This window comes from Nocardia abscessus (assembly GCF_015477775.1).
Taxonomy (GTDB): Bacteria; Actinomycetota; Actinomycetes; order Mycobacteriales; family Mycobacteriaceae; genus Nocardia; species Nocardia abscessus_A.
In genome coordinates this window covers 275433-301175 of the sequence record NZ_JADLQO010000003.1, presented here as the reverse complement: position 1 = coordinate 301175, position 25743 = coordinate 275433, and the positions used below count along the sequence as shown (strand labels likewise).

Sequence of the window (25743 nt, the reverse complement as noted above, 5' to 3'; positions counted from 1 at the left end):
CACCTCGTCGAGACCGGCTATCTCGGGCTTATGACGTCCCTATGGTTGCACGAAGCGCAGGTCCCGGCGCGGTTGCGGTTGACGCCGGGATCGCGCTTCGACACGGTGGTGATCGGCGGTGGGCTCACCGGACTGGTGACCGCGCTGCTGCTGGTCGAGCACGGCGTGGAGGTCGCCGTCGTCGAAGGCAGGCGCGTCGGGGCGGGGACGACCGGCGCTACCACCGGCAAAATCAGTCTGCTGCAAGGGACTCGGGCCCAGCAGATCGCCCGGCACCATTCCGACGACGTCCTGCGCGACTATGTGGCGGCGAATCGGGAAGGGCAGGAATGGCTGCTGCGTTTCTGCGCCGCACACGGCGTCGCGGTCGATCGCGTAGCCGCGTTGACCTACGCGCAGAACGAAGACGAGATGTCGGCCGTGCGCGCCGAGTACGCCGCCACCCAGAAGGCGGGACTGCCCACCGAACTGCTCCGCGATCTGGAGGTGCCGTTCCCCGCGCACGGCGCGGTCCGCTTGGCCGATCAGGCGCAGCTCGACCCGATGGCGCTGCTGGCCGCGCTCGCGGCCGATGTGGAGGCGCACGGCGCGCCGATCTACGAATCCACCCTGGTGAGCGGCGTGCATCACGGCGCGCAGGGTGACCTCGTCGTGTCGACCGAACACGGCGACCTCGGCGCGCGCCGTGTGGTGCTGGCCACCGGCACACCGATCCTCGATCGCGGCGGGTTCTTCGCCCGCCTCGTTCCGCAACGCTCCTATCTGGCGGCGTTCACCGTGGACGAGCCGATTCCGCGCGATATGTACATCAGTGCGGGCAGCCCCACCCGCTCCCTGCGTCGCGCGGAGGGGCCGGACGGAGAACTCTTGCTGGTCGGTGGCAACGGCCACGTCGTCGGCCGCGGCGGATCGACCCGCGAGAAAGTGGAGGACCTGGTGCACTGGGCGCGAACCTGGTTCCCCAGCGCCGAGCCGACGCACCGCTGGTCCGCCCAGGACTACTCGCCGGTCGCCGAACTACCCTACGTGGGTCCGCTGCTGCCCGGGCAGCACGAGATCCAGCTGGCCACCGGCTACGCCAAATGGGGGCTGACCAATGGTGTGGCCGCGGCCATCGCGCTGGCCGGACGGCTCACCGGAGCGCCGCCGCGCTGGGCGGGCGCACTGGCCAGCTGGCGCCCGGACGAACTCAAGGCGCTGCCCGCGGTGACGAAGACCAACAGCGCGGTGGCGCAACAGCTTTCGGCGGGCTGGTTGCGCGTCGCGACGCACCGCGACGGCGTCGCTCCGGCCGAAGGCTGTGGCACGGTACTGCGCGAAGGCCTGCATCCGACCGCCGTGTGCACGGTGGACGGCGTCACCAACCGGGTCTCCGCCGTCTGCCCGCACCTGTACGGCATCCTCAACTGGAACGATGCCGAACGCACCTGGGACTGCCCGCTGCACGGTTCGCGCTTCGCCGCCGACGGCACGCTGCTCGAAGGCCCGGCCACCAGCTCGCTCACTCCCCTTCAAGTGCCGCGCGATTCCCAGTGAGCGCACGGCGACCGGGGCTTCAGCCCCGCACTGGCTCGGCGTCGGTGAGAATCCGATCGATCGTCTGCTCCACCGTCAGCTCCGAGGTGTCGAGCCACAGACCGATTCGGGGCGTGTTCTCGCGCAGCACACTGTCCAGGGCCGCGATGGTGAATTCGTCGTAGGCGTCTTTGCCGCGCCCGGCCTCGCGTGCGGCGACCACCTCGGGGCGCGGCGCCAGCACGACGACATAGAGCGGCCGGGTGCGAATCAGATCCGCCGTCCATGGCAGGAATTCGCCGAGGACGACGTCTTGCAGAACCGCCGTGAACCCGGCCTCGGCATACGCGTCGGCGGTAGCGGCGGCCAACCGATGCCGCAACCGCAGCTGGGCGATCGCGTCGGCGGAGGGGACGGCGCTCATCTCCGCGCGGCCCTGCACCACGAATCGGCGGAACACGTCTCCGCGCACGTGCGCCGAGCGCGGCAGCCGTTCGGCCAGCGCCTGGGCGACGGTGGATTTACCCGCGGCCTGAATGCCGGTGACCAGGTAGACAGCCGATGTCATGGCGTCGATCATGACGAGCGCGCACGGCGGCGTCCAATGGTTTCCGCTCGGGCGCGGCCACTTCGGTGGCCCGCTGCGCTCAGCTCGCGGCGGCGCCTGCCTTCTCCTGGACATAGCGGTTCATCGCCCAGTTCAACCCGCGCATCGCGGCGTTGTAGGCGGGCGGGAAGTACCGCTGCGCCCAGAAGCCGACGCGGATGTCGGGCGAGGTGAAGACCAGGTAGCGGTTGCGCTCCACGCCGCGCACGATCGATCGGGCCGCGGCCTCCGGGGTGACCGCGTGCCGCATGAACAGCGCGATGCCACGCTGTACCGCCTCGGCCGTGCGATCGACGCCCGCGATGTCGACGCTGTCGACCATCGGCGTGGCCATCGCACCCGGGCACACCAGGCTGACGCCGATTCGGTGGCGCGCGAGATCGAAGCGCAGCACCTCCGACACTCCGCGCAGGCCGAACTTGCTCGCGCTGTAGGGGGCGTGCCATGGCAACCCGAACAAGCCCGCGGCCGAGGACACGTTCACCACGTGGCCGCCCCGTCCGGCCGCGATCATCGGCGGAACGAACGCTTCGATCACGTGGATCGGGCCCATGAGGTCGATATCGATGGTGCGCCGCCACTGGCTGTGGGTCAGCCGGTCGACGGTGCCCCAGGTGGCGATACCCGCCACGTTCATGACGATGTCGACGCTGCCGACCGCGTCGTGTGCCTCGGCCGCGAGCGCGACGACCTGGTCGTAGTCACTGACGTCGGCCGCCGTGGCCAGGTGGACGGTCGCGCCGGCGGCGCGCGCCTCGGCGGCGGTCCGTGCCAGACCCTCGGCGGCGATATCGGTCAGCACGAGCGCGGCGCCCTTGGCCGCGGCCGCGAGCGCCGTGCTGCGACCGAGACCGCTGGCCGCGCCGGTGATCAGGCAGGTTTTGCCGGCGAACTTCGTCATAGTCGACGACCATACGCAACCATGAACATGGCTGTCTATGGAACCGCTGAACGCGCCTCCCACGGGACGGGCGCCAGCGCGACCGTGATGTTGTCACCGCCGCCGCAACGCAAGGCGAACTCCGCGAGCGCGGCGGCCGCCGCCGCGGGAGCCGCACCCGCCATCTGCTCGGCCAGCGCGGACGGGGCGGGCGCATAGTTCCACAGTCCGTCGGAGCACAGCAGCAGCATGCCCGGTCCCGAGACGCGCACCGTCCGCACGCAGTTGTCCGCCCATGGCTTCGCCGGGCTGTCCGCGCCGAGCCAGCGGATCAGCGTGTGCGCCCTCGGGTCGGCCATCGCGGCGCGCTCGTCCATCGCACCGGCGTCGACCAGCGCCTGCGCCCACGAGTCGTCCACGGTCAACCGTTGGGCGGGCTCGCCGCCGCGGTCGGCGGGCAGCCAATACGCCCGGCTGTCCCCGACGTTGGCCACGGTGACGTCGGTCTCGGCGCCGTTGTGCGACACGATGGCGCACACGTAGGTGCACGACGGCGCGGGACCGTCGGGAACGTCGACCTCGCGGACAGCCTGCGCCGCGGCCGCGAGCCCGGTCATGATCGCCTCGGCCGCGGGCTGTCCGGCGGCGAGCGCGGCGGCGGTGGCGCCGACGCCTGCCCGGACCGCCGCACCGGAGGCCACCTGCGGTCGCGACGAGGTCGACACGCCGTCGCTCACCGCGATCACGACGGTCGTCGGCACTCCGGGCACCACGGCTTCGAGCACCCCGGCGGCGACGGCATCCTCGTTGCGCGCGTGGGCGATGCCACGATCGGTGAGCACCGCGACCGCGCCCAGATCGGTGTCGAAGCGATCCGGCATCGTCCGGGACCGGCCACACTGCGCACAGCGGCCGTCGTCGTGGAACCGGTCTCCCCCGCAGTCGGCGCACGGCGCCGGATCGTTCCCGGGCAGCGCCACGTACCGGTAACCGAGTTCGAGATCACAAGACGCGCACCGGCGGCTGTCGAGTCCGACCGCCGAGCATCCCGCGCAGCGTAGGTCGGCGCCCTCCTCGCTCATCGGACGGTTTCCTCGGCCGACGGCGCCGTGGCGCCCACGGTATGCTCCGGAAGTCGTTGGCCCAACCGTAACCACAGTGGCTCGTTGCTGGTGCGAACTTCCACACCCTCCTCCTTCATCTCCCCGGCAGGCCGACTCCGATCGCGATAGTACGGGAGCGTCCCCGCCCTCTGATCCCAGTACTGGATCGACCCGCCCGCACGATAGCGGACGGTCTGCCCGCACCGGCGCGGAAAGGCCGGGTCGCGCCGGATGGCCCGCCCGACCGGAGCCGATGACGCTCAGACCAATTCGGGTGTGCGATGCGACTGCCTGCCCCGGGAGCGGAACGTCTGCGGCGGGCAGCCCTGCCAGCGGCGGAAAGCGCGGATGAAGGAGGCCGCCTCCGCGTAGCCGAGCCGGGCGGCGACCTGTTCGGTGGTCATGTCGGTGTGCGCGAGCAACACCTCCGACATGGTCTTGCGCACCTCGTCCAGCAGCGCCCGGAACGATGTCCCCTCCTCGTGCAGTCGCCGCGAGAGGGTGCGCGAGCTCATGTACAGCCCCAGGGCGACCGTCGCCTGGTCGGGGATCTCACCGGGAGTGCGCACCAGGCGGTCGCGTACCGACGCCGCGACGCCGGTGCGCGCCCGGCGCCGGTCGAGCAGGTCGCGGCACAGTTGCCCGCAGTTGTCCCGCGCGGTGTCGTTCGCCGGGGGCAGCGGCAGGTCCAGCGTCCCGCGGTCGAAGACCACCGCGCTCACCGGCGCACCGAAGACCGGCACGACGCCGAAGATGTCGCGATAGCGCGTGATGTCGCGTGGGGACGCGTGCCGGAAACTTACCCGCCGCACCGGGACGCCGATGGAGAACAGCTCTCGATCGAAGGCGGGCAGTCCCGCCAGCGTCGCTTCGGCGAAGAACGCCCGCATGCCCGCCGGGATGTCGGCGTCCTGGAACACCAGGCGCGCTTCGCCGTCGGCTTCCTCGACCGTCAACCGCCCGAACGGCACCGTGCGACCAACACAGCGCAGCCCCACCTCGATCAGCTCGCGCAGGGTCCGGCTGCCCAGCAGCGCGAGTCCCCACGGCCCACGCGAGCGCAGATGGTGGCGGACCGCCGCGGCGAGGCCGAGCCCCGGCTCGTCGCCGAAGCGGCCGAGCACCGTGTGCACGATCCGCAATTCGTCGTGCGCGGTGATCTCGGCGGATGGGTCACCCAGTTCGGCAGGCGCCAGCGCCGTACCGGCCAGGCACTCCGCGGGCGCCATGCCCCGCTCTCCGGCGATGCGCACCAGAGCGCGCACGCCGACGGTGCTGCGGAGGGAATCCCGATCGACCATGGCTCGCATCCTCGATGAAGCGGTACTGCGCGGTGTCGGCGCAATGTATCAATCAGGTGTCCGGCGCATCGGCGCTTCGCCGAAATGGCGTTCCGGCAGCCGCTGGCGCACAGTCCTTTTCGAGCCCGTGGGTGGTGCCGGCTGTCCTGGCCGGAAAGCCGTTCACCAGAGAACGCCGCGGCCGGGTTCAATCCCGCACGGTGATGCCGACGGAGCGCGCGAAGGCGGGCGCGAGATCCATCAGCTGCAGCGTGGTGATCGTCGCGCCGCGCAGGCTGTCGAGCCCATCGGTGAAGTCGAGCGCGGTCGCACCGCGCAGGTCCGCCTTCGCCAGCCGGGCCTTGCGCAACGACAGCCGGACCAGCGCCGAGCCGGGCACCGTGATGTCGGTCAGCGCGGCGTCGGCGAAATCGCAATCGCGCAGCACACAGTCGATGAAGGACACCTCGCGCAGCTGGGCCCCGCGGAAGTTGACCGAGTCGAACTTGCAGCCTTCGAACCGGACCCGTCGCAGGTTCGCGCCCGCGAAGTCGACACCGGACATCGCCCCCGACACCACCTCGCCGTCGAGCCATACCGTGTCGGCCAGTTCGGTGCCCACCCAGCGCACGTGGCGGAGCCACACGTCGGCGAACCGGCTGTAGCGCAGGCTCCCCCGGGTGAACCCGACCGTCGTGAACACCGACTCGCTGAATCGCGCGTGCCGGAGGTCGAGGTCGTCCAGTTCGCCGCCGTCCACCCGGACGCAGTCGTAGTCGCCTTCCGCCTCGAGGCCGCCGTCCAGGTCGGTCAGATACCGCGCGTACGGCAGGTCGTCGAGTTCACGCGCCATGCGCACCTCCAGTTGTCCACGTATCGGTCGACGCCGAGTATGGCGGTGCGCCACGGCCACGTCCGCGGTGACGCGGCGCGGTCGCTCGAAAGCCCTGACGCCCACACCAGTCGCGGGTCAGCGCAGGGTGCGTATCCAGCGGCGGGTGTCGGCCGGGTCGATGACGTCGTCGACTTCGAGCACGGTTGCGGCGGTGAGGGCCTTGCCGTTGGCGTAAGCGAGCTGAACCAAGTTGTCGAACGCCTCTTGCCGCTGCACCGGATCCTCTATCGCGGCCAGTTCTTTGGCGAACCCCAAGCGGACCGCGCCCTCGAGACCCATGCCGCCGATCTCCCCGGTGGGCCAGGCGACGACGAACCGGGGTGAGCGGAAGGAGCCCGCGGCCATGGCCTGAGCGCCGAGACCGTAACCCTTGCGCACGATGACGGTTCCCAGCGGGACCGAGAGCGCAGCCGAGTCGATGAAAAGGCGGCTGAATTTCGTGACAGTGCCGTCCTTTTCCGCCTCCGGACCGACCATGAAGCCCGGTGTGTCGCACAAGGAGACGATCGGCAGACCGTGGGTGTCGCACAAGCGCAGGAACATGCTGAGCTTGTCCGCGGCGGGAGCGTCGATCGCGCCACCGTGGTGGTGGCAGTTGTTGGCGATCAAGCCGAACGGCCGTCCCTCCACCCGGATCAGTGCGGTGACCATCCCCACCGCCCAGTCCCGGCGCAACTCGAGTACCGACCCGACATCGGCTACGGACTCGATGGCGGCGCGGATGTCGAATGCGCGCAAGCGGTTCTCCGGGACCACGTGCCGCGCCAGGCGCGGGTCCGGTGCGGTCCAATCCTCGGTCGCGCCTCGGAAGTAGGCGAGATAGCGGCGGGCGGTGGCCACCGCGTCCGCTTCGTCCGCCGCGACGACGTGCAGGACGCCGTTGCGGCGCTGCACCTCGACCGGCCCGATGTCCTCCGGCGCGTACACGCCGAGCCCGCCGCCCTCGATCATGGCGGGACCGCCCATGCCGATATTCGCGTCGGGAGTGGCGATCACGACGTCACACATGCCGAGCAGCGCCGCGTTACCCGCGAAGCAGCGCCCCGACACGATGCCGATCAGCGGGACCCGCCCCGAGAGCGCGCCCATCGCGCGAAAAGTGGTGACGTCCAGGCCGGAGATACCGGGGTAGTCGGTGTCGCCCGGCCTGCCTCCGCCGCCCTCGGTGAAGAAGACCACCGGAAGCCGTTGCTCACGAGCGAGTTCGAGCATGCGGTCGGTCTTCACGTGATTGCGCATGCCCTGGGTGCCCGCCAGCACCGTGTAGTCGTAGGACAGCACGACCGCGCGAGATCGGTCGGGACCGAATCGCTCGGCATCGATGGTCGCGACGCCCGCGATCAACCCGTCCGCCGGGGTGTTCGCGATCAGATCCTCCTGGCTGCGGCGCAGTCGTTGCGCGGCGACCGCGAGCGCGCCGTACTCGACGAAGCTGTCCGCATCGACCAGGTCGGCGATGTTCTCGCGCGCGGTGCGCCGCCCGAGCCGGCGCCGCTTCGCGACCGCCTCCGGCCGGGATTCGTCCAGTCCGACACGGTGACGGGCGTACACCTCGGCGAGATCGGCGCGTATCGCGTCCAAGTCGACCGCGACCTCGTCGAGGACCGCTCCGTCGTGTTCGGCGGCGACGAAGACCAGCAGCGGCGCATGCGGATCGACCACCGCGCCCCGCGCCACGACGTGGCGGTGCACCCGCAAATCCTGCTCGGCGCGCACCACGTGCTGCATCTTCATGGCCTCCAGCACCGCGACCTCGCCGCCCGCGGGAACGATCGCGCCCGGCTCGGCGATGGCGACCACCGTGCCGCCCATCGGCGACAGCACCGCCTGTTCGTCGTCCGCCAGCGTCACCGCCGTCGCCGCGACTTCCGCGACGGGCGCAACCGCGACCGGGCTCGGGAAATCCGTGGCACGCACGATCAATTCGTCGATGTGCCGCTCGAACCAGGTGGTCGGCACGACGCGGCCGTCGGCCAGCTCCGCCAGGACCGCGCGCAGCACCGCGGCATTGGTGTCCACCCCGGCCACGACGGTCTCGGCCAGCGCGTCCGCGCACCGGCGCAGCGCGGCCGGATACGACGGACCGGAAGCGATGATCTTCGCCAGCAGGGAATCGAAACGCGCGTCCTGCCGCATCCCGGCGAACGCGGCCGTGTCGACCCGCACGCCGCTGCCGGTCGGCGGAGCGAACTGAGCCAGTGTGCCGGTGCCGGGCAGTACATCGCCGCCCGAGGTGAGGATTTCGGCGTTCAGGCGCGCCTGCACCGCGCAGCCGCGTGCGGTCCCGGGGGCGGGCAGCGCGAGATCGGCCAGTGTCGCGCCACCGGCGAGATCGCATTGCACGGCGACCAGGTCGATACCCGTGACCGCTTCGGTGACGGTGTGTTCGACCTGCAGTCGCGGATTGACCTCGAGAAACCACGCGTCCTCGCCGCGCACCAGGAACTCGACGGTGAGGACGCCGCGACAGCCGACGGATTCGGCGACCCGCACGGCCCAACTGTGCAATCGCTCGCGCAGCGCCTCGGACAGCTGGGGAGCGGGCGCCACCTCGACCAGCTTCTGCTGCCTGCGCTGCACGCTGCAATCGCGGTCACCGACGGCCGTTGCCGCCCGTCCGTCCGCGACTATCTGCACTTCGACGTGGCGCGCGTCGATGACCAGCGCCTCCGCGTAGACCCCCGCGTCACCGAATCCGGCCAGCGCCTCCGCGCGGCAGCGCTCGAATGCCTCCGGGAGAGATGCCGCATCGCCCACCGCCCGCATACCGCGCCCTCCGCCCCCCGCCGTGGCCTTCACCATCACCCCGTCGGGATGAGCGGTGAGCAGGGCCTCGACCTCGGCGAAGTCCGCGCCGCGACGGGTCGCCGGAATCACCGGGACGCCCGCGCGCTCGGCTGCTGCGCGGGCCGCGGTCTTGTCGCCGAAGACGCCGAGCGCCTCGGGTGACGGACCGACGAACACGAGCTCGGCCGCCGCGCACGCGCGTGCGAATTCCGCGCTCTCACTGAGGAATCCGTAACCCGGGTGCACGAGTGCGCCCGGCGCCGCCTTCGCGGCCGCCGCGACGACGGCTGCCACATCGAGGTAGGCGGCGGCTCCGACACCCGGCAACACCACGGCCTCGTCGGCCAGACGGACGTGCAGCGCGTGCTGTTCCTCGGCCGTGTACACCGCCAGGGTTCGCCAACCCCGTTCCCGGGCGGTGCGCAGCACGCGAACCGCCACTTCTCCCCTGTTCACCACGACGACCTGCATGCCGTCAGTCTCGTTGACATTGACGTCAACGTCAATATGCGCGACGATGACCTGCGTGACCCAGTCCACCTGGTCGGTGCGCGCCGCGCGGGAGCGCTCGCACACCTCCCGGCACCGCGACCTCCTCGACGCCGCGGCGCGGGTGTTCGCCGAGCGCGGCTACGACAACACCACGGTCGCCACGATCACCGCCGAGGCCGGTGTCTCCCGCGCCACGATGTACGTCTACTTCGCCTCGAAGGAAGAGATCTTCTTCGCGCTGGCCGAGCGGGTGCGCGACGACTTCCTCGCCGCCCAGGAGCCGGGTATCGAGGATGACGACCCGCGAACGATGTTGCGGGCCACCATCGAGTCGTTCGCCGGCGCGGTCGCGACGGCGGGACCGCTGCTGCGCCTGATCGACGAACGCGGAGCGGTGGACCCCAGGGTGGCCGCCCTGGCCGCGGAGATCACCGAGCGCCCGATCCGCCGCTTCACCCGGTATCTTCAGCGCCAGCTCGACGCGGGCCGCATCACCCCGGCGGTCGCGCCGCGCGTGATCGCGGAAACCATCGGCTACGCCCTCACCGCAGGCGTGCTGGCCCGCCGCGACGCCGACGGACCCAGCCGCGCCGAGTACCGCGACGCCATGGTGACGGTCTCGGAGACTCTGCTGGGTCTGTAGCGACGTTGCGCGGCCACTTCCCCGATGCGCGGTACCTGTCGTTCAACACCTCGACCTTCAACGGATTCACCCGCGACGGTGTCTCGTCGGCGATCGCCGACTATCGGATCGAACCGGAGCCCGGCGATGCCAACCCGTCGCGGACGCCTACCGCACCCGGGGCCCGTACACGATCGCCGTGCGTCCGGATGTCGCCGCCGGGCAGCCGAATACGTTGCCGCTCGCACCCGCGAACGCGATGACCGGGCAGCCGGGGTTCCTGATCATGCGGACCTACTCGCCCTCGGGTGGTCCCGGCGCCGACAGCACGGGCTTCGCGCGCGTCGACACCAGCGGCCCGGTCTCGGCGTTCCCGAACGTCGACAACGCCTATCTGCGCTACGCGCTGGTGCCGCCACGCGACGACCGCGTGCTCGTCGTCCGCGGCAAGGCGCCGCGCACCGCGCGGGGCGAGCATCCGGCGCCGTGGCCGCGTTCGGTGGCGGACGTGCGCTATTTCTCGAGGTGCGCCTACCCGTCGATCCCGCCGGGCCCGGTGGCCCGTAATCCGCTGCCGGACGGCACGATCGATGACGGATGCCGCACGGACGACCGGACCGCCGTCGATGCCGACGGCTAACCTACGTCGTCGGCACCGAGCGGCAGCGGGAACGGATCGAGCGGATCCCGGGTGCGACCTTCGTACCCTTCGACGCCGCGCACGCCGATCGACAGCAATTGCTGGTGTTGCGGAACATGTTGCCGGACAGTGACTTTCCGCATGCCGTGCAGAACGTGCCCGGCGGAACTCCGCCGGAGCATGCCGCAGAGATCATGGGCCCCTACTACCCGCGCACCGCGCTGTGCGAGTTGTCCGGATTCGCGGCGGGCACCTGGTCGTGCCCGCCGCGGTGAAACGCCGGACGACACTCAGGCGCTGCGCGTGCCTTCCAGCCGCGGTGCGGCGGTCGGCGCCTTCTCGGCACGACTGAAGGAGAGCACCCCGTCCTCCAGCGCGCCCTTGCGCAGCAGCTTGCGGTCGCGGAAGTAGTTGTTGATCACCTGCCACGGGCCGTTGGTGCCCTGCCGCGGCATCACCGCGTCGCCGCGCTGGATGTAACCGGAGCTCAGCGCGCCGCCCATCACGGAGTCGGTACCGCGATCGCGGTCGGTGGCCACGGGCTCGACCCGGGTGAAACCGTTCGCCTTCATGTGGTTGAGCACGCGGCAGAAGTATTCGGCCGCGAGGTCGGCCTTCAGCGTCCAGGACGCGTTGGTGTAGCCGAGCACCATCATCGCGTTCGGCACGCCGTCGAGCATCGCGCCCTTGTAGACCACCCGATCCCGGGTGGCCACCGGCTCGCCGTCGATCTCCAGGCTCATGCCGCCGAGCATCTGCACGCTCAGACCGGTGGCGCTGATGACCAGGTCGGCGGGCAGTTCCTCGCCGGAGGCCAGGCGGATGCCGGTCTCGGTGAACGTCTCGATGCGGTCGGTGACGATGGACGCCTTGCCACTGCGCAGGACCTTGAACAGGTCACCGTTGGGCACCACGCACAGACGCTGGTCCCACGGGTTGTAGGACGGGGTGAAATGGCGCATGTCGATGCCCGAGCCGACCTGCATTCGCACGGCGGCGAGCAGCAGCTTCTTCGCCGCCTCCGGATTGGTGCGGGAGAGCTGGAAGCTGGCGCGCTGCAAGGCGATGTTGCGCGCGCGCCCGATCCGGTAGGCGAGTGCGGCGGGCACCTTGGCGGCCTTCATCCCCACCGCGACCGGGTCGTCGGCGGGCAGCGCGGTGATGTACGTCGGTGAGCGCTGCAGCATGGTGACGTGCGCCGCCGTATCGCTCATGGCCGGGATCAGGGTGATCGCGGTGGCGCCGGACCCGATCACCACCACTCGCTTGCCGGAGTAGTCGAGGCCTTCGGGCCAGTGCTGCGGGTGCACGATCTGCCCGCCGAAGTTCTCCTCGCCGGGAAACCGCGGACGATAGCCGTTGTCGTAGTCGTAGTAGCCGGTGCAGCCGACCAGGAAATCGCTGGTGTAGACCTCGGTCTCGCCGGTCTGCTCGTCGAGTGCCTCGACCGTCCAGGTGGACGTCTCGCTGGACCAGCGCGCCGTGGTCACCTTGCGGCCGAACCGGATGTGCTCGGTGACGCCGTACTCGTCCGCGGTCTCCTCGATGTACCGGCGGATGTTCGGTCCGTCGGCGAGCACCTTCGTGCCGTTCCACGGCCGAAAGCCGTAACCGAAGGTGTACATGTCCGAGTCGGATCGAATGCCGGGGTAGCGGAACAGGTCCCACGTGCCGCCGATGGCGGTCCTGCCCTCCAGGATCGCGTAGCTGCGTCCCGTCTGCTCCTTGGTGAGATGGCAGGCCATGCCGATTCCGGACAGCCCAGCGCCGATGATCAGTACGTCGACATGCCGCGTCATTGAGGTACTCGTTTCGTCCGTCCGCCTCGCACACCGTGGGGTGCGTGCTGAGGCCAGATTACGTGTTATCCGTGGTTACGTCTAGTACGGAAATAGTGACACGTACGGACACACGAATAAAAACCGGCCTGGTTCCAAACCGTGACCCCGGCCGGTCGAGCGCTCAGCATGGATCACTGCGGCGCGCCCACAAGGCGCACCGCCCTCGATCTAACCCGCTACCCCGAGGCGTCGCGGGTCTGTCATCGTCGCGGACCGGGAGCCGGTTCGGGTCGCTTCGCGTGCGCGGCGGTCACCAGGGTGACCCGGCCACGGTCTCCGGAAGGGAGTTGGCTCCGCATGAGTCTGTCGTTCCACTGGTTCCTCCCCACCTACGGCGATTCCCGCGGGCTGGTCGCGGGCGGGCACGGCACGTTCATGTCCGGTGACCGCCCGGCCAGCCTGCGGTATCTGAACCAGATCGGCGCCGCGGCCGAGGACAACGGCTTCGAGGCCGTGCTCACCCCCACCGGCGCGTGGTGCGAGGACGCCTGGCTGACCACCGCGATGATGGTCGAGACCACCGAGACGCTGAAGTTCCTGGTGGCCTTCCGCCCAGGGCTGGTCAGCCCGACGCTCGCGGCGCAGATGGCGGCGACGTTCCAGCGGCACTCCCGGGGCAGATTGCTGCTCAACGTGGTGACCGGTGGCGAGCCACACGAGCAGCAGGCCTACGGCGACTTCCTGGACAAGACCCAGCGCTACGCCCGCACCGGCGAATTCCTGCACGTGGTACGCGAACTGTGGACCTCCACCGAGCCGGTGACCTTCGAGGGCGAGCACATCCGGGTACAGCAGGCACTGCTGAGCAACCGTCCGGATCCGGTGCCGCCGGTGTTCTTCGGCGGTTCCTCCGCACCGGCCGGCCCGATCGCGGCCCGCTACAGCGACACCTACCTGACCTGGGGCGAACCGCTGCCCGCGGTGAGCGGGAAACTGGAGTGGATCCGCCGCCTTGCGGTCGACCACGGGCGCGTGCTCGACTACGGCCTGCGCGTCCACGTGATCAGCCGGGACACCTCCGAGCAGGCGTGGGCCGAGGCCGATCGCCTGCTGGCCGGCATCGATCCCGCCGACATCGAGCGGGTGCAGGCCAATCTGGCGCGCAGTGAATCCGAAGGCCAGCGACGGATGTCGGAACTGCACGGCGGCAGCACCGAGCGGCTGGAAATCGCGCCCAACCTCTGGGCGGGCGTCGGCCTGGTCCGCGGCGGCGCGGGCACCGCGCTGGTCGGCTCGCACGCCGAAGTCGCCGATCGGCTGGCCGAGTACGCCCGGCTGGGCATCGAGCACTTCATCCTCTCCGGCTACCCCCACCTGGAAGAGGCGTACTGGTTCGGCGAAGGCGTGCTGCCGATCCTCGAGCGCAAGGGCCTGTGGCGGCATCCCAACCGCGCGGCCCGCGTCGCCGCGGCAACGCCCTTCGCCACGTCCTCCAGCAGCTGAGCGATCCGGGCCGGTGCGGGCGCGCACCGTCCGCAACACCCCAGTTATTCCCAGCCACGGCTGCGCGGCGAGAATGGTCCATCGGTTCGGCATACCCGGCCGCGACCGACGGACCGTTCTCGTAAGGGAGTCATGACCACCGCATCAGCCCGGCGATGGCGCCGCCGCCTGCCCGACACCGCGACGACCGAGGCGGGCGCGCCCGCGCTGGCGCGCAGGCTCGGACGACTCGACCTCACCGCCATGGGCGTCGGCACCATCGTCGGCGCGGGAATCTTCGTCATCACCGGCGTCGCCGCCGCGGAGAAGGCAGGGCCCGCCATCGTGCTGTCGTTCGCGCTGGCGGGAGCGGTGTGCGTACTGGTGGCGCTGTGCTACAGCGAACTCGCGGCGATGGCGCCGGTCTCCGGCAGCGCGTACACCTACACCTACGCGACCCTCGGCGAAGGTCCGGCGTTCCTGGTCGGCTGGAACCTGCTGCTGGAGTTCGTCATCGCGGGAGCCGCGGTGGCGATCGGATGGTCCGGCACCACCGTGTCCGCGCTGGACTCGCTGTTCGGCCTCACCGTTCCGCACGCGCTCGCCGCGGGGCCCGCCGAAGGCGGTGTGGTGAATCTGCCCGCCGTGCTGATCGTCGCCGTCGTCGTCGCGGTGCTGGCCGGGGAGGTCACCTTCACCGCGCGCATCACCAAAGTGCTGGTCGGCGTGACCATCGGTGTGCTCGTGCTGGTGATCGCCGTCGGCGCACCGCACGTCGCCGTGGACAACTGGACCCCGTTCGCCCCGTTCGGGGTCGGGGGCATCGTCGGAGGCGCGGCGATCGCGTTCTTCGCCTTCCTCGGTTTCGACGTGGTCGCCGCCTCGGCGGAGGAAGCTCGCAACCCGCGCCGCGACGTCCCGTTCGCCATCATCGGCACGGTGCTCATCGCCACCGTGCTCTACGCGCTGGTCAGCGTGGTGCTCACCGGCATGGTGCCGTTCGCGACGCTGAACAACAGCGCGCCGATCGCGACCGCGTTCGGCGCGGTGCGCATCGGATGGATCGGCGAGGTCATCGTGATCGCCTCGATCGTCGCGCTGACCAAGGGCCTGCTGCTGATCGTGTACGCGCAGGTTCGATTGATGTTCGCGATGTGCCGCGACCGGCTGCTCCCCTACCGCCTCGCGGCGACCGGAAAACGTTCGACCCCGGTGCGGCTGACGCTGCTGCTCGGGGCCATCGGCGCGATCATCGCGGGGCTGCTGCCGATCGATATCGTGGTCGAACTGGTGAACATCGGCGCCCTGTCGGCGTTCGCGGTGGTGTGCGTGGGCGTGCTGGTGCTGCGCCGGGTGGAGCCCGAGCGCGAACGCCCCTTCCGCACCCCGCTCGTGCCGCTGGTTCCGATCCTCGCGCTGATCGGCTGCGTCCTGCTCGCGACCACCCTCGAGGCGCTGACCTGGGTGCGGTTCGGTGTCTGGGTGCTGGTGGGTATCGCCGTCTACCTCGGATACGGCCGCAAGCGCTCCACCCTCGCCGAACCCCGCCCCGGCCCGCCGCCTGCCTGAGTCAGTCCGTCACGAAGAACAGCCCGGCGCCGTAGGCGTCACGCGCGGAGACGAAGAAACCCTCGTCGGTCTCGCGGACCGGCACGCCCGCTTTCGCGATGACCGCACGGGCGACGGCCAGATCGTGCACGGCGATGGTCATCGCGGCCAGGTAGGACGGCGCGGGCGCCGCCTCGCCCGGCAACACGGCGCCCGCCTGGGACGCGCGCACCATCTCCAGTCGTCCCGAGCCCATCTCCAGCACAGTCAGCGGCCCTTTGCGCACGGCGGACACGGCCAGGATGCGACCGTAGCGTGCGACGGTCGCGTCGAACGCGTCGTCGTCCACCACGATCAGCACGGCGGCGATGGCGCGGGCGCCGTTCGGGTGCGTCAGATAGCGCGGCTGGTGGACGTATTCGCGGGTGAGATGCTGCGCGACGCCCAGCAGCGCCTCCGGCGTCGAACTCGGGTCGACGTGCACGGCCCGCGCGCGCACCGTCCGGATGCCGTCCTCGGTCTCGACGTCGCGCTCCAGGTCGAGCACGCCGGTCGCGCGCACGCCCGCCTCCGTGAGCCGGCGCCGCGCCGATTCCGCGTCACCGGTTTCGAAGTTGAGCAGGCGGAAGCCTTCGTACTCGTCGGCCATCGCCTTGGTGTGCCAGGGGTCCGGCGCGGATTCGTCCACGATGCCGAGCAGTTCGAGGTAGGAACCGCCGAACAGCGCACAGCGGTTGGCCGTGCATCCGGGTGTGGGCGGTTCGCCCGGTCGCGCGCTCAGCAGGTGCCGGGAGCGGGGACTGAGAGTGAAGCCGAGGTCGAGGTAGCGGCGTTCCAGACCGTCCAGATCGCGAGTCAGGATTCCGGTGTGGTGGATGGCGTCGATCGGTTTCTGCACGCCGACGATGCTCGTCCGGTAGCAGGTGCGCCTGCCTGTCACCACGGCGGATCCGCCGGATTCCGACATTGCCCTACCCTGACGTGGTGGATTCGGTCAGCTTGGACGACATCGACCGAAGTTTGCTGCACGCCTTGCAGCTCGACGGTCGTGCGCCGTTCAGCAGGCTCGCACCGGTGCTGGACGTCTCCGAGCGCACCCTGGCGCGCCGCTACCGGCGCCTGCTCGACACCGGAGGACTGCGGGTCACCGGGATCGCCGACACCGGACGCGTCGGTCACGCCGAGTGGCTGGTCCGCCTGCGGGTCCGGCCGGAGGCCACCGCCGCGCTGGCCCGCGCGCTGGCCCGCCGCGCCGACACCGCCTGGGTGACGGTCATCGCCGGTGGCGCCGAACTGGTCTGCTTGTTCCGCGTCCCCGGCGACGCTCCCCTGCCCGAACTCGCCCGCCACCCGGCCGCCCTATCCGTGGACGCCCACCGCGTGCTGCGGCACGTCATGCAACGCCGCTGGCAGGGCCGGATGTCGGCGCTGTCCACCGAGCAGAGCGCGGCCCTGCGTGCGCCCGCGACGGACCCGCCCGCACCGGTGGCGCCGAGCGAACTGGATCAGCGTCTGTTCCCCGCGCTGGCCGCCGATGGGCGGGCGACCTATCCGCGGCTCGCGCGGGCGGTCGGGTGGTCGGAATCCGCGGTGCGACGGCGGGTCGAAGAACTGCGCGACGCCCGGGTCCTCGGTTTCGACGTCGAGATCGATCCCGCGCTGTTCGGGTTCACCGTGCAGAGCCTGCTGTGGTTGACCGTCGCCCCCGCGCATCTACTGGCCGTCGCGACCGCGCTGGCCGACGATCCGGAGGCGGCGTTCGTCGCCGCGACCACCGGACCGCACACTCTGCTGGCGTGCGTCGTCTGCCGCGACGCGGACGCCCTGTTCCGCTACACCACCGAGCGGCTCGGCGCGCTGCGCGGAATCGATCGAATGGAGATCGGTCCGATCAGCGGCTACACCAAGCGTGCCGCGCCACCGCGACGCACCTGACGCACGTTTGCACTCGCTGCCGAATCCGAAGGGCAACAGCCGCTTTCGTGACATCGAGCGCAGTGCGGGTTCCACGTGAATCACCGGCGCCACCCGCCTGCGTTCCATCGGGCCTGATGCTCGCGCGGCGGAGTTGTGAATCACAACAGCCGACCCGGCGTACCGGAGCGTAGGCGATTAGGGTCGTGTAGGTGACCTGGACCGTGGGCTTCGACCTCGACATGACGCTGATCGATTCCCGGCCAGGCGTCGCTCGAGCCATCGACCTGCTCGGCGCCGAGTTCGATCTGCCGCTGTGCGGGACGACGTTCGCCGATCGGCTCGGCCCTCCGCTGGCCACCTTGCTCGTCGAAGCGGGCGCGCCCGAGGAACTGGTTCCGGCCCTGGTGACCCGCTACCGAGCGCTCTATCCGACGCTCGTCTCGACCATTCCCCCGATGCCGGGCGCACAGGCCGCGCTGGCGGCCGTCGAGGCCAACGACGGACGGGTGGTCGTGGTGACCGGCAAGCACGCCCCGCTGGCGCAGCTGCACATCGCCGAACTCGGTTGGCGCGTCGACCATCTCGCGGGTGACCTCTGGTCGGCGGGCAAGGCGGCGACGCTGCGCGAACAGGGCGCGGATCTGTTCGTCGGCGACCACGTCGGCGACATGAACGGCGCACGAGCCGCGGAGGTGTTCGCGGTGGGCGTCAGCACCGGGCCGTGCACGGCCGACGAACTGCGCGCGGCGGGCGCGGACGTGGTGCTCACAAGCCTCACCGAGTTCCCCGCCTGGCTCGCCACCGAATTCAGGCCGGTCACCACCGGCTGACCGCAGCGTCAGCCCGTTCGGCGGCGCGCACACCCGGCGCGGAACGCGGTCTCGACCTGGCCGTATCGGCCGTCGAACCGAGCGATTTCTGGTGTCCACCTCCGTTCCGGACGAGGCCCCGCGCATCCGATCGGAGGGCGCTTGCCCGAGCCCGAGATTTCGGGCGGGCTTTCTCAGGTACGCCGTGCCGTCGCGGCCGGAATTTGGCGCCACTCGACCGAGCAGCGGAACTCGGTCGCTTCGCAGCATTCTTCCGACAAAACTTGCGGTGCTAGTTTAGCTGTCGCTAGCCTACTGCCCATGAACCTCGAACTGTCCGACGAGCAGACGGCGGCGCGGCAGCTCGCGGCCGATTTCGTCGACCGGGAGATCACCCCGCACGCCGCACGGTGGGACCGCGAGGAAAGCGTGGACCGGGCGATCGTCGGCCGCCTCGGCGCCTTGGGATTCCTCGGACTGACCATCCCCGAGCAGTACGGCGGCAGCGCGGGCGACCACCTCACCTACTGCCTGATCCTGGAGGAGCTGGGGCGCGGCGATTCGGCCGTGCGCGGCATCGTCTCGGTCTCCCTCGGCTTGGTCGCCAAGTCGATTCATTACTTCGGCACCGAGGAGCAGAAGCAGACCTGGCTCACGCGGCTCGTCGCGGGCGAGGCACTCGGCTGTTTCGCGCTCACCGAGCCGGGCACCGGATCCGACGCCGCCCAGTTGCGCACCCGCGCCGTGCGCGACGGCTCGGACTGGATCCTGTCGGGCACGAAGATGTTCATCACGAACGGCACCTGGGCCGAGGTGGCGCTGGTATTCGCGCGCACCGGCGGCGAAGGGCACCGGGGCATCAGCGCGTTCCTGGTGCCGACCGACTCGCCGGGATTCACCGCACGCGAGATCCACGGCAAGCTGGGACTACGCGGGCAGGCCACCGCCGAGCTCGTGCTCGACGGGGTGCGGGTACCCGACAGCGCCCGGCTACACGCCGAGGGCAAAGGCTTCACCGTGGCGATGGCCGCGCTGGCCAAGGGCCGCATGTCGGTCGCGGCCGGATGCGTCGGCTTGGCCAAGGCGTGCCTGGACGCCGCGGTCGGCTACGCCACCCAGCGCCAACAGTTCGGCAAGCCGATCGCGGCCCACCAGCTCGTCCAGGAACTGCTCGCCGATATCGCGCTGGACGTGGACGCCGCGCGGCTGCTGGTGTGGCGGGTCGCCGATCTCATCGACCGCGGCGAGGACTTCGCCGTGGCGTCCTCGCAGGCGAAGCTGTTCGCCTCCGAAGCCGCGGTCCGCGCAGCCGACCGCGCGGTGCAAGTGTTCGGCGGATATGGCTACATCGACGAGTTCCCCGTCGGCAAGTACCTGCGCGACGCCAAGGTGATGACCCTCTACGAGGGGACGAGCCAGATCCAGAAATTGCTCATCGGCCGCGCCCTCACCGGCGTCGCCGCGTTCTGACCGGAGGATATTCGATGCATCGCTTCACCGATCGGGTCGCCGTCGTCACCGGCGCGGCCCAAGGCATCGGCGCGGCCACCGCGCTGCGCCTGGCCCGCGAGGGCGCGGCCGTCGCCGTACTGGACCGCAACGCTCCCGACGAGACCGCCGCGCAGATCACGGCGGCGGGCGGGGTGGCGCGCAGTTACGTCTGTGATGTCACCGAGCGCGAATCGGTGCAGACCGTGTTCGACCGCGTCGCCACCGACCTGGGCAGCCCGCAGATCTTGGTGAACAACGCGGGCATCACCCGCGACGACCTGTTCTTCCGGCTGTCCGAGCAGGACTGGAACGCCGTGCTCGCCGTGAATCTGACCGGCGCCTACCACTGCGCGCAGGTCGCGCAGACGTTCATGGTGGCCCAGCGGTACGGCAGGATCGTGTCGCTGTCGAGCCGTTCGGCGCTCGGCAATCGCGGCCAGGCCAATTACGCGGCCGCCAAAGCCGGCATCCAGGGATTGACGGCGACGCTCGCTCTCGAACTCGGCCCGTACGGCATCACCGTCAACGCGGTCGCGCCCGGCTACATCGCCACGGCCATGACCGCCGCCACGGCCAACCGCGTCGGCATGAACGCCGAGGACCACCAGAAGGCCGCCGCGGAACGCACCCCGCTGGGCCGGGTCGGACAGCCCGAGGAGGTCGCCGCGGTGATCGCCTTCCTCGCCAGCGACGAGGCCGGTTACGTCAGCGGCCAGACGCTGTACGTCAACGGCGGCGCCCGCTGACCTACGCCGATCGCTCGGGCCGAGGCGCCCGCCTCGGTCGAGCGGTCCGCGCCGAAGCCATGTCCCCGCTTCCCAGCCGCGGACGATCATCGGAGCTCCGCGCGTACCTGGTGAGCAGCCGAGTGCCCACCCCTGATCGGCCGCATAGTCCGGCCGGATGCGGAACGCAGAACGCCCCGAGTCATCTTCCTCCAGGGCACCTCGAGCTCGGGCTAGACCATCTTGGCCCGCGCCCATCCAGGACCAGAGCCCAATCCCGTTCGTTTACCGGGGAATCGACACCCTGTTCGGCCTGGTGCCGCCGAACCGGGCAGTGCGCCCCAGGCTGAGCGTCAGGGAACCACCGGTGGCGCTGACTGTCGCCGGTCCGCGCGACGGCCCACTCAACGCGGCGCTCGCCGATCCGCCGCGGCCGGACCAACCCGAAGCCGCCCGCGTTGCCGGTCTCGCGGGACGTCCTGCCGTCGGCTCCAGCGATCAGAAAGCAACGCTCCGAACACCCCTTGCCAGGTGGCATTACAGAATTTGAACCGCATGCGTCGACTGTCAGGGAAACCGGTCCGTTAACTTCCGCAGCTGTCTGGTCGATCTACTACTGTGACCGACATCAGATTCTCTATCTTTGGGGGTTTCACATGCTGATCTGGGGCTGGCAGAAGCGTATTCACACGCTCGTCATGATCACTCTGGTCTGCGGCCGCTGCGGCAATCCCGCCGCACACGGGCTGCGCAAACTCGTCACCAAGTTCACGTTCTTCTTCATTCCGCTCTTCCCACTGAGCACCAAGCACTATTTGGAATGCACCTGGTGCGGCGCTTCGTCACCTGTCGCCGTCCCCCAGATCCCCGACCTGCTCGCCCGCGCCAACGCCGAGACCATGGGTCCCGGCCAGTCCGCGCCCGGCGGCCCCAACGCGCACTGGCAGCAGCCCGCCCTCAGCGCACCCACCCCGCAATGGCAGCAGCAACCCGCGCCCGGCGCACCCGATGCCGCATGGCAGCAGCCCGCGACCGGTGCGCCCAACGCCGCATGGCAGCAGCCCGCGCCTGGTGCGCCCAGCGCCCACTCGCCGCAGTCCATCCACACCCCCAACGGCTACTGGCAGCAGCGCTGACCCAAGCAAAGTACGCTCCCAACCAGCAGTTCTCGCCGCGGCAACCGGGTCAGCCGGTACGCCTGGCCCGGCCAGGTGATTCATCCGGCACCCGGCGTACCGAGGCTGTCAGCGCCTGGAGCAGCGATCCCACCTCGGCGCCGACCGCCTGCGGCATGATCGAGGTGTGGATCGAACCGAGCTGGCCGCGTTGCTCCAGCAGGCACGCGGCCGAGTGCGTCCGGGCGATGTCGGCCTACCCGCGGGCCCGCGCAGACAGGTGCCGGGGCTGCGCCGCGAAGAGGTCGCCCAACTGGCCGGGGTCAGCGTCGACTACGTCGTGCGCCTGGAGCAGGGGCGCGGTCCCCGTCCGTCCAGCTCGGTGCTGGCCGCGCTCGCCCGCGCACTGCGGCTCAACGACGAGGATCGCGCGTTGCTGTTCCAGTTCGCGGGCGCGGCTCCCCCGCAGCAGGACCGCATCGATATGGTGGTGCGGCCGAGCGTCTTACGTCTGCTGGACCGGATGGCGGACCTGCCCGCACTGGTGCTGTCGGCGAAAGCCGATGTGCTGGCATGGAATCCGATGGCGATCGCGCTGCTGGGCGATTTCTCCGCCTGGCCGCCCGCCCAGCGCAACATCATCTGGCAGCGTTTCCTCGGCACCGAGCCGGGTCGCGTCGCGATGACGCCCGCCGAGGCCGACAACGCGGCGTCCTTCTCGGTCGCCGGCCTGCGCAGCGCACGCGCACGCTACCCGGACGATCCCGGTCTCCTGCGCTTGGTCTCCGAACTCCGCTCGCGCAGTTCGCGATTCGAGCAGTTGTGGACCGCGCGACGATCCGGGCAGTGGCGCAGCGCTACCAAGACGATCGACCACCCGGATCTCGGATCCCTGCGGCTGGACTGCGACACCCTGCTGGTTCCGGACACCGACCAAGCCGTCGTGGTCTACTCGGCGGCGCCCGGCAGCCGGGAAGCCTCCGCGCTGGAGCTGTTGCGGGTGACCGAGACCCAAAGATTCACCACGGCGGAGCCCTCCGGGTAGCTACCGCGCTCGACCAGACCGCTTATCAGCACCAGCGGCGTGTCCGCGTCGCCGGGCGCCGCGTAGGCGCCGCGGACGCCCTTCGGTATGGGATCGCCGCATCTGCTCCCCGGTCTTCTCGCTCGGCGTCGAGCTGTCGCGCCCCGGCCGGCAGACCGTGGGTGCACAGACCGGGCGAGGGCGCGATGTTCGGTTCGTCCTCGCTGGGTACGACTGTGAAGTGGTCCGACGGAGTGAAGCGCTCGAGAGCGGCACGGCGTTCCTGGCTACCGCGGTGGCCGGGCTGCTGCTGGTCGTGCCGCTCAGCTACGGCCGGACCTGCCTGTGCACGCCCTACCAGGTCAACCGGCTGGTCCTCAGCGTGCCCCGGGAAGCGGCGATCGGGGTGCTGGTCGCGGCGGTCACCGCCGTGGTGGCGGTCAGTCTGGCCCGCTCGCGGACCGCGTGGTGGATCGCGCTGGCGGCCACACTGCTGCTGTTGATCACCCACACCATCGAAGCGCACAGCGCCTCACCGGACATCTTGACGACCGCGGCATACCTCGACGCGATCGGCAGTGGAATCCTGCTCGGCGCGACGGGCGTGGCGGTACTCGGCCGCCGCATCCCCGCGACCGGTTTCGTCCTGGGCGGCGTGGGTGGTTTCGTCGTCATCACGCTCTCGCAGGCCTCGGGCCTGCTGGGGAATCCGCATCGCGCGACGTCCGAACCGCACGTGTGGTCGGTATTCGGAACGCAGCCCCTCTGGTTGCTCGCGGCGGTGGTCGTGCTGATCCTGACGTGTCAGCTGGTCACGCGACAACGGTTCACACCCGAACCGATCTACCCGGAGCTGCCGCTCAGCCCCGTGGTCGCCGCGATCGTGCTGGTGATGACGGAACTGGCCGTCGCGCAGTGGCGCTTCCGCCACGGCGACGGCGGCGTCGAGTTGCTCGTGACGGCGCTGTGCACCCTGCTGGCCACGACCGTCGCGGCATGGCTGCTGCCGCGCCGGGACGGGGTCGCGATCTACCTCGCGGTCGCGCTCAGCGCCACCGGCAGCGCGGTGGGCAACGGGCCGCGACCGGCATGGAGCGTGCCGCTGCTACTGGGGCTGATCGCGCTGGGCTACCTGGCCGGAACCCGGATATGGAATCCGCCGTCCGCAACCCGGTCGCCGAAACCGCCCGCCCGAATGCGTTTATCGAATCCGCTGGTCGGCACCGGGTTACTCGCGGCTGTCGCGCTGCTGGCCGCCATCGCTCCGGCAGATGGCGTGCGCAACTTCACCACGGCCGCGCTCGCCGTCGCCGCGGGGTACTGCGCGGCCTTCGTCCGGCCACGAACCGCGGGCAGCATCCTGGCGATCGCGATGCTGTGGCGGCCGTCCACCGTGGCGCCGATTCGTACCGAATCGTTCGACTGGACGATGGTTCCGCCGCGCTATCTCGGCGACTGGGGCCCCGCCACCGTGTTCTCCGGTTCGGGATGGGCGGCGTTCGCCATCGTGGTCGGCTGCGCGGTCGGCCTCGTGCTCCGCGCCGTACCGAAGAACGAACCCTCTCGGATCGCCGTGCTGCAGCCGCAGCGGCAATACAGCCTGATCAATGGCCGGGTGACCCCGAAGCGGTGGCAGCGGCTCGAGCCGAGCGCGCCGAACCGAGTTACCCGGCGCGCGTTGTGGGTAGCGCGAAAACATGGTGGCCACAACGTTTCATGACCGGCACGACGCAGGCCGGGTACTGGCCGAACTGCTCGAGCAGTACCACGACCGCGAAGACGTGGTGGTGCTCGCCCTCCCTCGCGGCGGTGTACCCGTCGGGTACGAGGTGGCTCAGCGGCTCGGCGCCCCGCTGGACGTGTTCGTGGTGCGCAAACTGGGCGTCCCCCGGTTCCCGGAACTCGCGATGGGAGCCATCGCCAGCGGTGGTGTGCTCGTGACGAACGACGGCGTGCTACGTGCCGAACAGGTCCGCCCATGGGAATTCCAGCGAGTGTCCGAGCAGGAGACGCGGGAACTGCGCAGGCGCGAGGCGGCCTATCGGGAAGGCAGGCCGCTGGTCGACGTCGCAGGCAAGACCGTGATCGCGGTGGATGACGGCCTCGCTACCGGCGCGACCATGCGCGCCGCGTTGGAGGCGGTGCGCAAGCTGTGTCCGGCGCGGATCGTCGTCGCCGTACCCGCCGCACCCGAGTCCACGTGCCGGGAACTGAGCCGCCTCGCGGATCGCGTCGTCTGCGCGACCACGCCCACACCGTTCTCCGCCGTCGGCGCGTCCTACTGGCAGTTCGAGCAGACCAGCGACGCCGAGGTCCGGGAGTTGCTGCGCAGAGCTTCCGCGCGCGCGGAAGCGGCGGGCCAGGACGAGGCGCCGATCGCGCGCCGGGCGGGGGCGCCCGCGACGGGTGGTTCGCCACGGGACGACGTCTTGTTCGAGTGGGTCGGCGATGTCCGCATCGCGGTGGGCGATGCCTCGCCCGGCGCGACACCCTGATCCGGATTTCGTCGAATGGCTGCGCGGCGGACCTATCCGTACGCCGTCGGAGCGGGCTGCGGGCCGCGATCGGGCACCAGTCGCCCGAGGGGCATTTGCGGCTGGGGAGGGGCGGGCGGAAGAAATCGCAAGATCCCGGAGAAACCCGGGAATCCACCGGGTATGGGCACCTCCACCGGGATATCGGATGCCCTGCTCGATACGGGCTGCGCGGTTGCGGGTGCTGCGCTGAGCACTGCCGCGGCGGCCAGGGCGACAGCGCCCGCCGCGACGGCCTGCCACGAACTTCGGTGCGAGAGTCGATCAGATCGAATATCGGCGTCGAACGCCATGGCGCGGTCCTCCGATCTCCGTCGGCAGGCCGGTGCGACCCATGGGGTGCCACAGGGACGTCACCGAGCCTCGAAATGATTCGATACACCACGGTGCTGTCGGTCCACTGGATCCGGCAGTGATGCTTCCGCAGGAGATCGGAGAGCCCGAACGAGACACACGAGCGGGCGATAACGAAAGGATCACAAACCGTCTTGCCACG

The 25743-nt window shown here is 70.4% G+C and carries 22 protein-coding genes; 14 read left to right on the top strand and 8 right to left on the bottom strand.

Annotation, left to right across the window (positions count from 1 at the left end; genetic code table 11):
- The first annotated feature begins 30 nt into the window (after nt 1–30).
- Nucleotides 31–1536 (top strand): FAD-dependent oxidoreductase, encoded by a 1506-nt coding sequence (locus tag IU450_RS12030; protein WP_195149854.1) that lies wholly within the window; start codon nt 31–33, stop codon nt 1534–1536.
- 19 nt (nt 1537–1555) lie between these two features.
- On the opposite strand, the gene IU450_RS12025 is transcribed toward IU450_RS12030, so the two are convergent.
- The 6 genes from IU450_RS12025 to IU450_RS12000 form a co-directional block, all read right to left on the bottom strand.
- Nucleotides 1556–2083, bottom strand: a complete 528-nt coding sequence (locus IU450_RS12025; RefSeq protein ID WP_195149853.1) for an AAA family ATPase — start codon at nt 2081–2083, stop codon at nt 1556–1558.
- 79 nt (nt 2084–2162) lie between these two features.
- Entirely contained in the window at nt 2163–3023 is an 861-nt protein-coding gene (locus tag IU450_RS12020; protein ID WP_195149852.1) for an SDR family oxidoreductase, read from the bottom strand.
- Nucleotides 3024–3058: 35 nt separating this feature from the next.
- Nucleotides 3059–4084 (bottom strand): PP2C family protein-serine/threonine phosphatase, encoded by a 1026-nt coding sequence (locus tag IU450_RS12015; RefSeq protein ID WP_195149851.1) that lies wholly within the window; start codon nt 4082–4084, stop codon nt 3059–3061.
- 281 nt (nt 4085–4365) lie between these two features.
- Complete coding sequence (locus tag IU450_RS12010) at nt 4366–5406, bottom strand: AraC family transcriptional regulator (protein ID WP_195149850.1); 1041 nt, start codon at nt 5404–5406, stop codon at nt 4366–4368.
- 187 nt (nt 5407–5593) lie between these two features.
- Nucleotides 5594–6238: a pentapeptide repeat-containing protein gene (locus IU450_RS12005; RefSeq protein WP_195149849.1), complete on the bottom strand. Its 645-nt coding sequence runs from the start codon at nt 6236–6238 to the stop codon at nt 5594–5596.
- Between the two features lie 117 nt (nt 6239–6355).
- Nucleotides 6356–9538: an acetyl-CoA carboxylase family protein gene (locus tag IU450_RS12000; protein ID WP_195149848.1), complete on the bottom strand. Its 3183-nt coding sequence runs from the start codon at nt 9536–9538 to the stop codon at nt 6356–6358.
- 55 nt (nt 9539–9593) lie between these two features.
- Here IU450_RS12000 and IU450_RS11995 point away from each other — a divergent pair, with 55 nt between their 5' ends.
- The 3 genes from IU450_RS11995 (at nt 9594) to IU450_RS11985 (ending at nt 11096) form a co-directional block, all read left to right on the top strand.
- A complete protein-coding gene (locus IU450_RS11995) occupies nt 9594–10202 on the top strand; it encodes a TetR/AcrR family transcriptional regulator (RefSeq protein WP_195149847.1) in 609 nt (202 codons plus the stop codon).
- Between the two features lie 178 nt (nt 10203–10380).
- Complete coding sequence (locus tag IU450_RS11990; protein WP_195149846.1) at nt 10381–10821, top strand: hypothetical protein; 441 nt, start codon at nt 10381–10383, stop codon at nt 10819–10821.
- Nucleotides 10779–11096 (top strand): hypothetical protein, encoded by a 318-nt coding sequence (locus IU450_RS11985; protein ID WP_195149845.1) that lies wholly within the window; start codon nt 10779–10781, stop codon nt 11094–11096. The genes IU450_RS11990 and IU450_RS11985 overlap by 43 nt, the downstream gene beginning before the upstream one ends.
- A 15-nt stretch (nt 11097–11111) precedes the next feature.
- Here IU450_RS11985 and IU450_RS11980 read toward each other — a convergent pair whose 3' ends face one another.
- Nucleotides 11112–12620 carry a flavin-containing monooxygenase gene (locus tag IU450_RS11980; RefSeq protein WP_195149844.1) on the bottom strand — a complete coding sequence of 503 codons (1509 nt, stop codon included), beginning with the start codon at nt 12618–12620 and terminating at the stop codon, nt 11112–11114.
- Between the two features lie 339 nt (nt 12621–12959).
- Here IU450_RS11980 and IU450_RS11975 point away from each other — a divergent pair, with 339 nt between their 5' ends.
- Together IU450_RS11975 and IU450_RS11970 are read left to right on the top strand one after the other, a co-directional pair.
- Nucleotides 12960–14105: an LLM class flavin-dependent oxidoreductase gene (locus tag IU450_RS11975; protein WP_195149843.1), complete on the top strand. Its 1146-nt coding sequence runs from the start codon at nt 12960–12962 to the stop codon at nt 14103–14105.
- 132 nt (nt 14106–14237) lie between these two features.
- Nucleotides 14238–15653: an amino acid permease gene (locus IU450_RS11970; RefSeq protein WP_195149842.1), complete on the top strand. Its 1416-nt coding sequence runs from the start codon at nt 14238–14240 to the stop codon at nt 15651–15653.
- A gap of 1 nt (nt 15654) precedes the next feature.
- On the opposite strand, the gene IU450_RS11965 is transcribed toward IU450_RS11970, so the two are convergent.
- The gene (locus IU450_RS11965) at nt 15655–16599 is read right to left on the bottom strand and encodes a VOC family protein (RefSeq protein WP_195149841.1); all 945 of its coding nucleotides are present in this window, start codon (nt 16597–16599) and stop codon (nt 15655–15657) included.
- A gap of 17 nt (nt 16600–16616) precedes the next feature.
- Here IU450_RS11965 and IU450_RS11960 point away from each other — a divergent pair, with 17 nt between their 5' ends.
- The 8 genes from IU450_RS11960 (at nt 16617) to IU450_RS11925 (ending at nt 25208) form a co-directional block, all read left to right on the top strand.
- Nucleotides 16617–17567: an Lrp/AsnC family transcriptional regulator gene (locus tag IU450_RS11960; protein WP_195149840.1), complete on the top strand. Its 951-nt coding sequence runs from the start codon at nt 16617–16619 to the stop codon at nt 17565–17567.
- Between the two features lie 191 nt (nt 17568–17758).
- On the top strand, nt 17759–18379 hold the full coding sequence (locus tag IU450_RS11955; RefSeq protein ID WP_195149839.1) for an HAD family hydrolase: 621 nt from the start codon (nt 17759–17761) through the stop codon (nt 18377–18379).
- Nucleotides 18380–18679: 300 nt separating this feature from the next.
- Entirely contained in the window at nt 18680–19828 is a 1149-nt protein-coding gene (locus IU450_RS11950) for an acyl-CoA dehydrogenase family protein (RefSeq protein WP_195149838.1), read from the top strand.
- 14 nt (nt 19829–19842) lie between these two features.
- Complete coding sequence (gene fabG / locus IU450_RS11945) at nt 19843–20595, top strand: 3-oxoacyl-ACP reductase FabG (protein WP_195149837.1); 753 nt, start codon at nt 19843–19845, stop codon at nt 20593–20595.
- Nucleotides 20596–21272: 677 nt separating this feature from the next.
- Complete coding sequence (locus IU450_RS11940) at nt 21273–21710, top strand: zinc-ribbon domain-containing protein (RefSeq protein WP_195149836.1); 438 nt, start codon at nt 21273–21275, stop codon at nt 21708–21710.
- Nucleotides 21711–21876: 166 nt separating this feature from the next.
- Nucleotides 21877–22734 (top strand): helix-turn-helix transcriptional regulator, encoded by an 858-nt coding sequence (locus tag IU450_RS11935; RefSeq protein ID WP_195149835.1) that lies wholly within the window; start codon nt 21877–21879, stop codon nt 22732–22734.
- A gap of 220 nt (nt 22735–22954) precedes the next feature.
- Nucleotides 22955–24433, top strand: coding sequence for a hypothetical protein (locus IU450_RS11930; protein WP_195149834.1), 1479 nt, complete (start codon nt 22955–22957; stop codon nt 24431–24433).
- Nucleotides 24411–25208 (top strand): phosphoribosyltransferase, encoded by a 798-nt coding sequence (locus tag IU450_RS11925; protein ID WP_195149833.1) that lies wholly within the window; start codon nt 24411–24413, stop codon nt 25206–25208. Before IU450_RS11930 ends, IU450_RS11925 begins: the two co-directional genes overlap by 23 nt.
- Nucleotides 25209–25743: the final 535 nt, after the last annotated feature.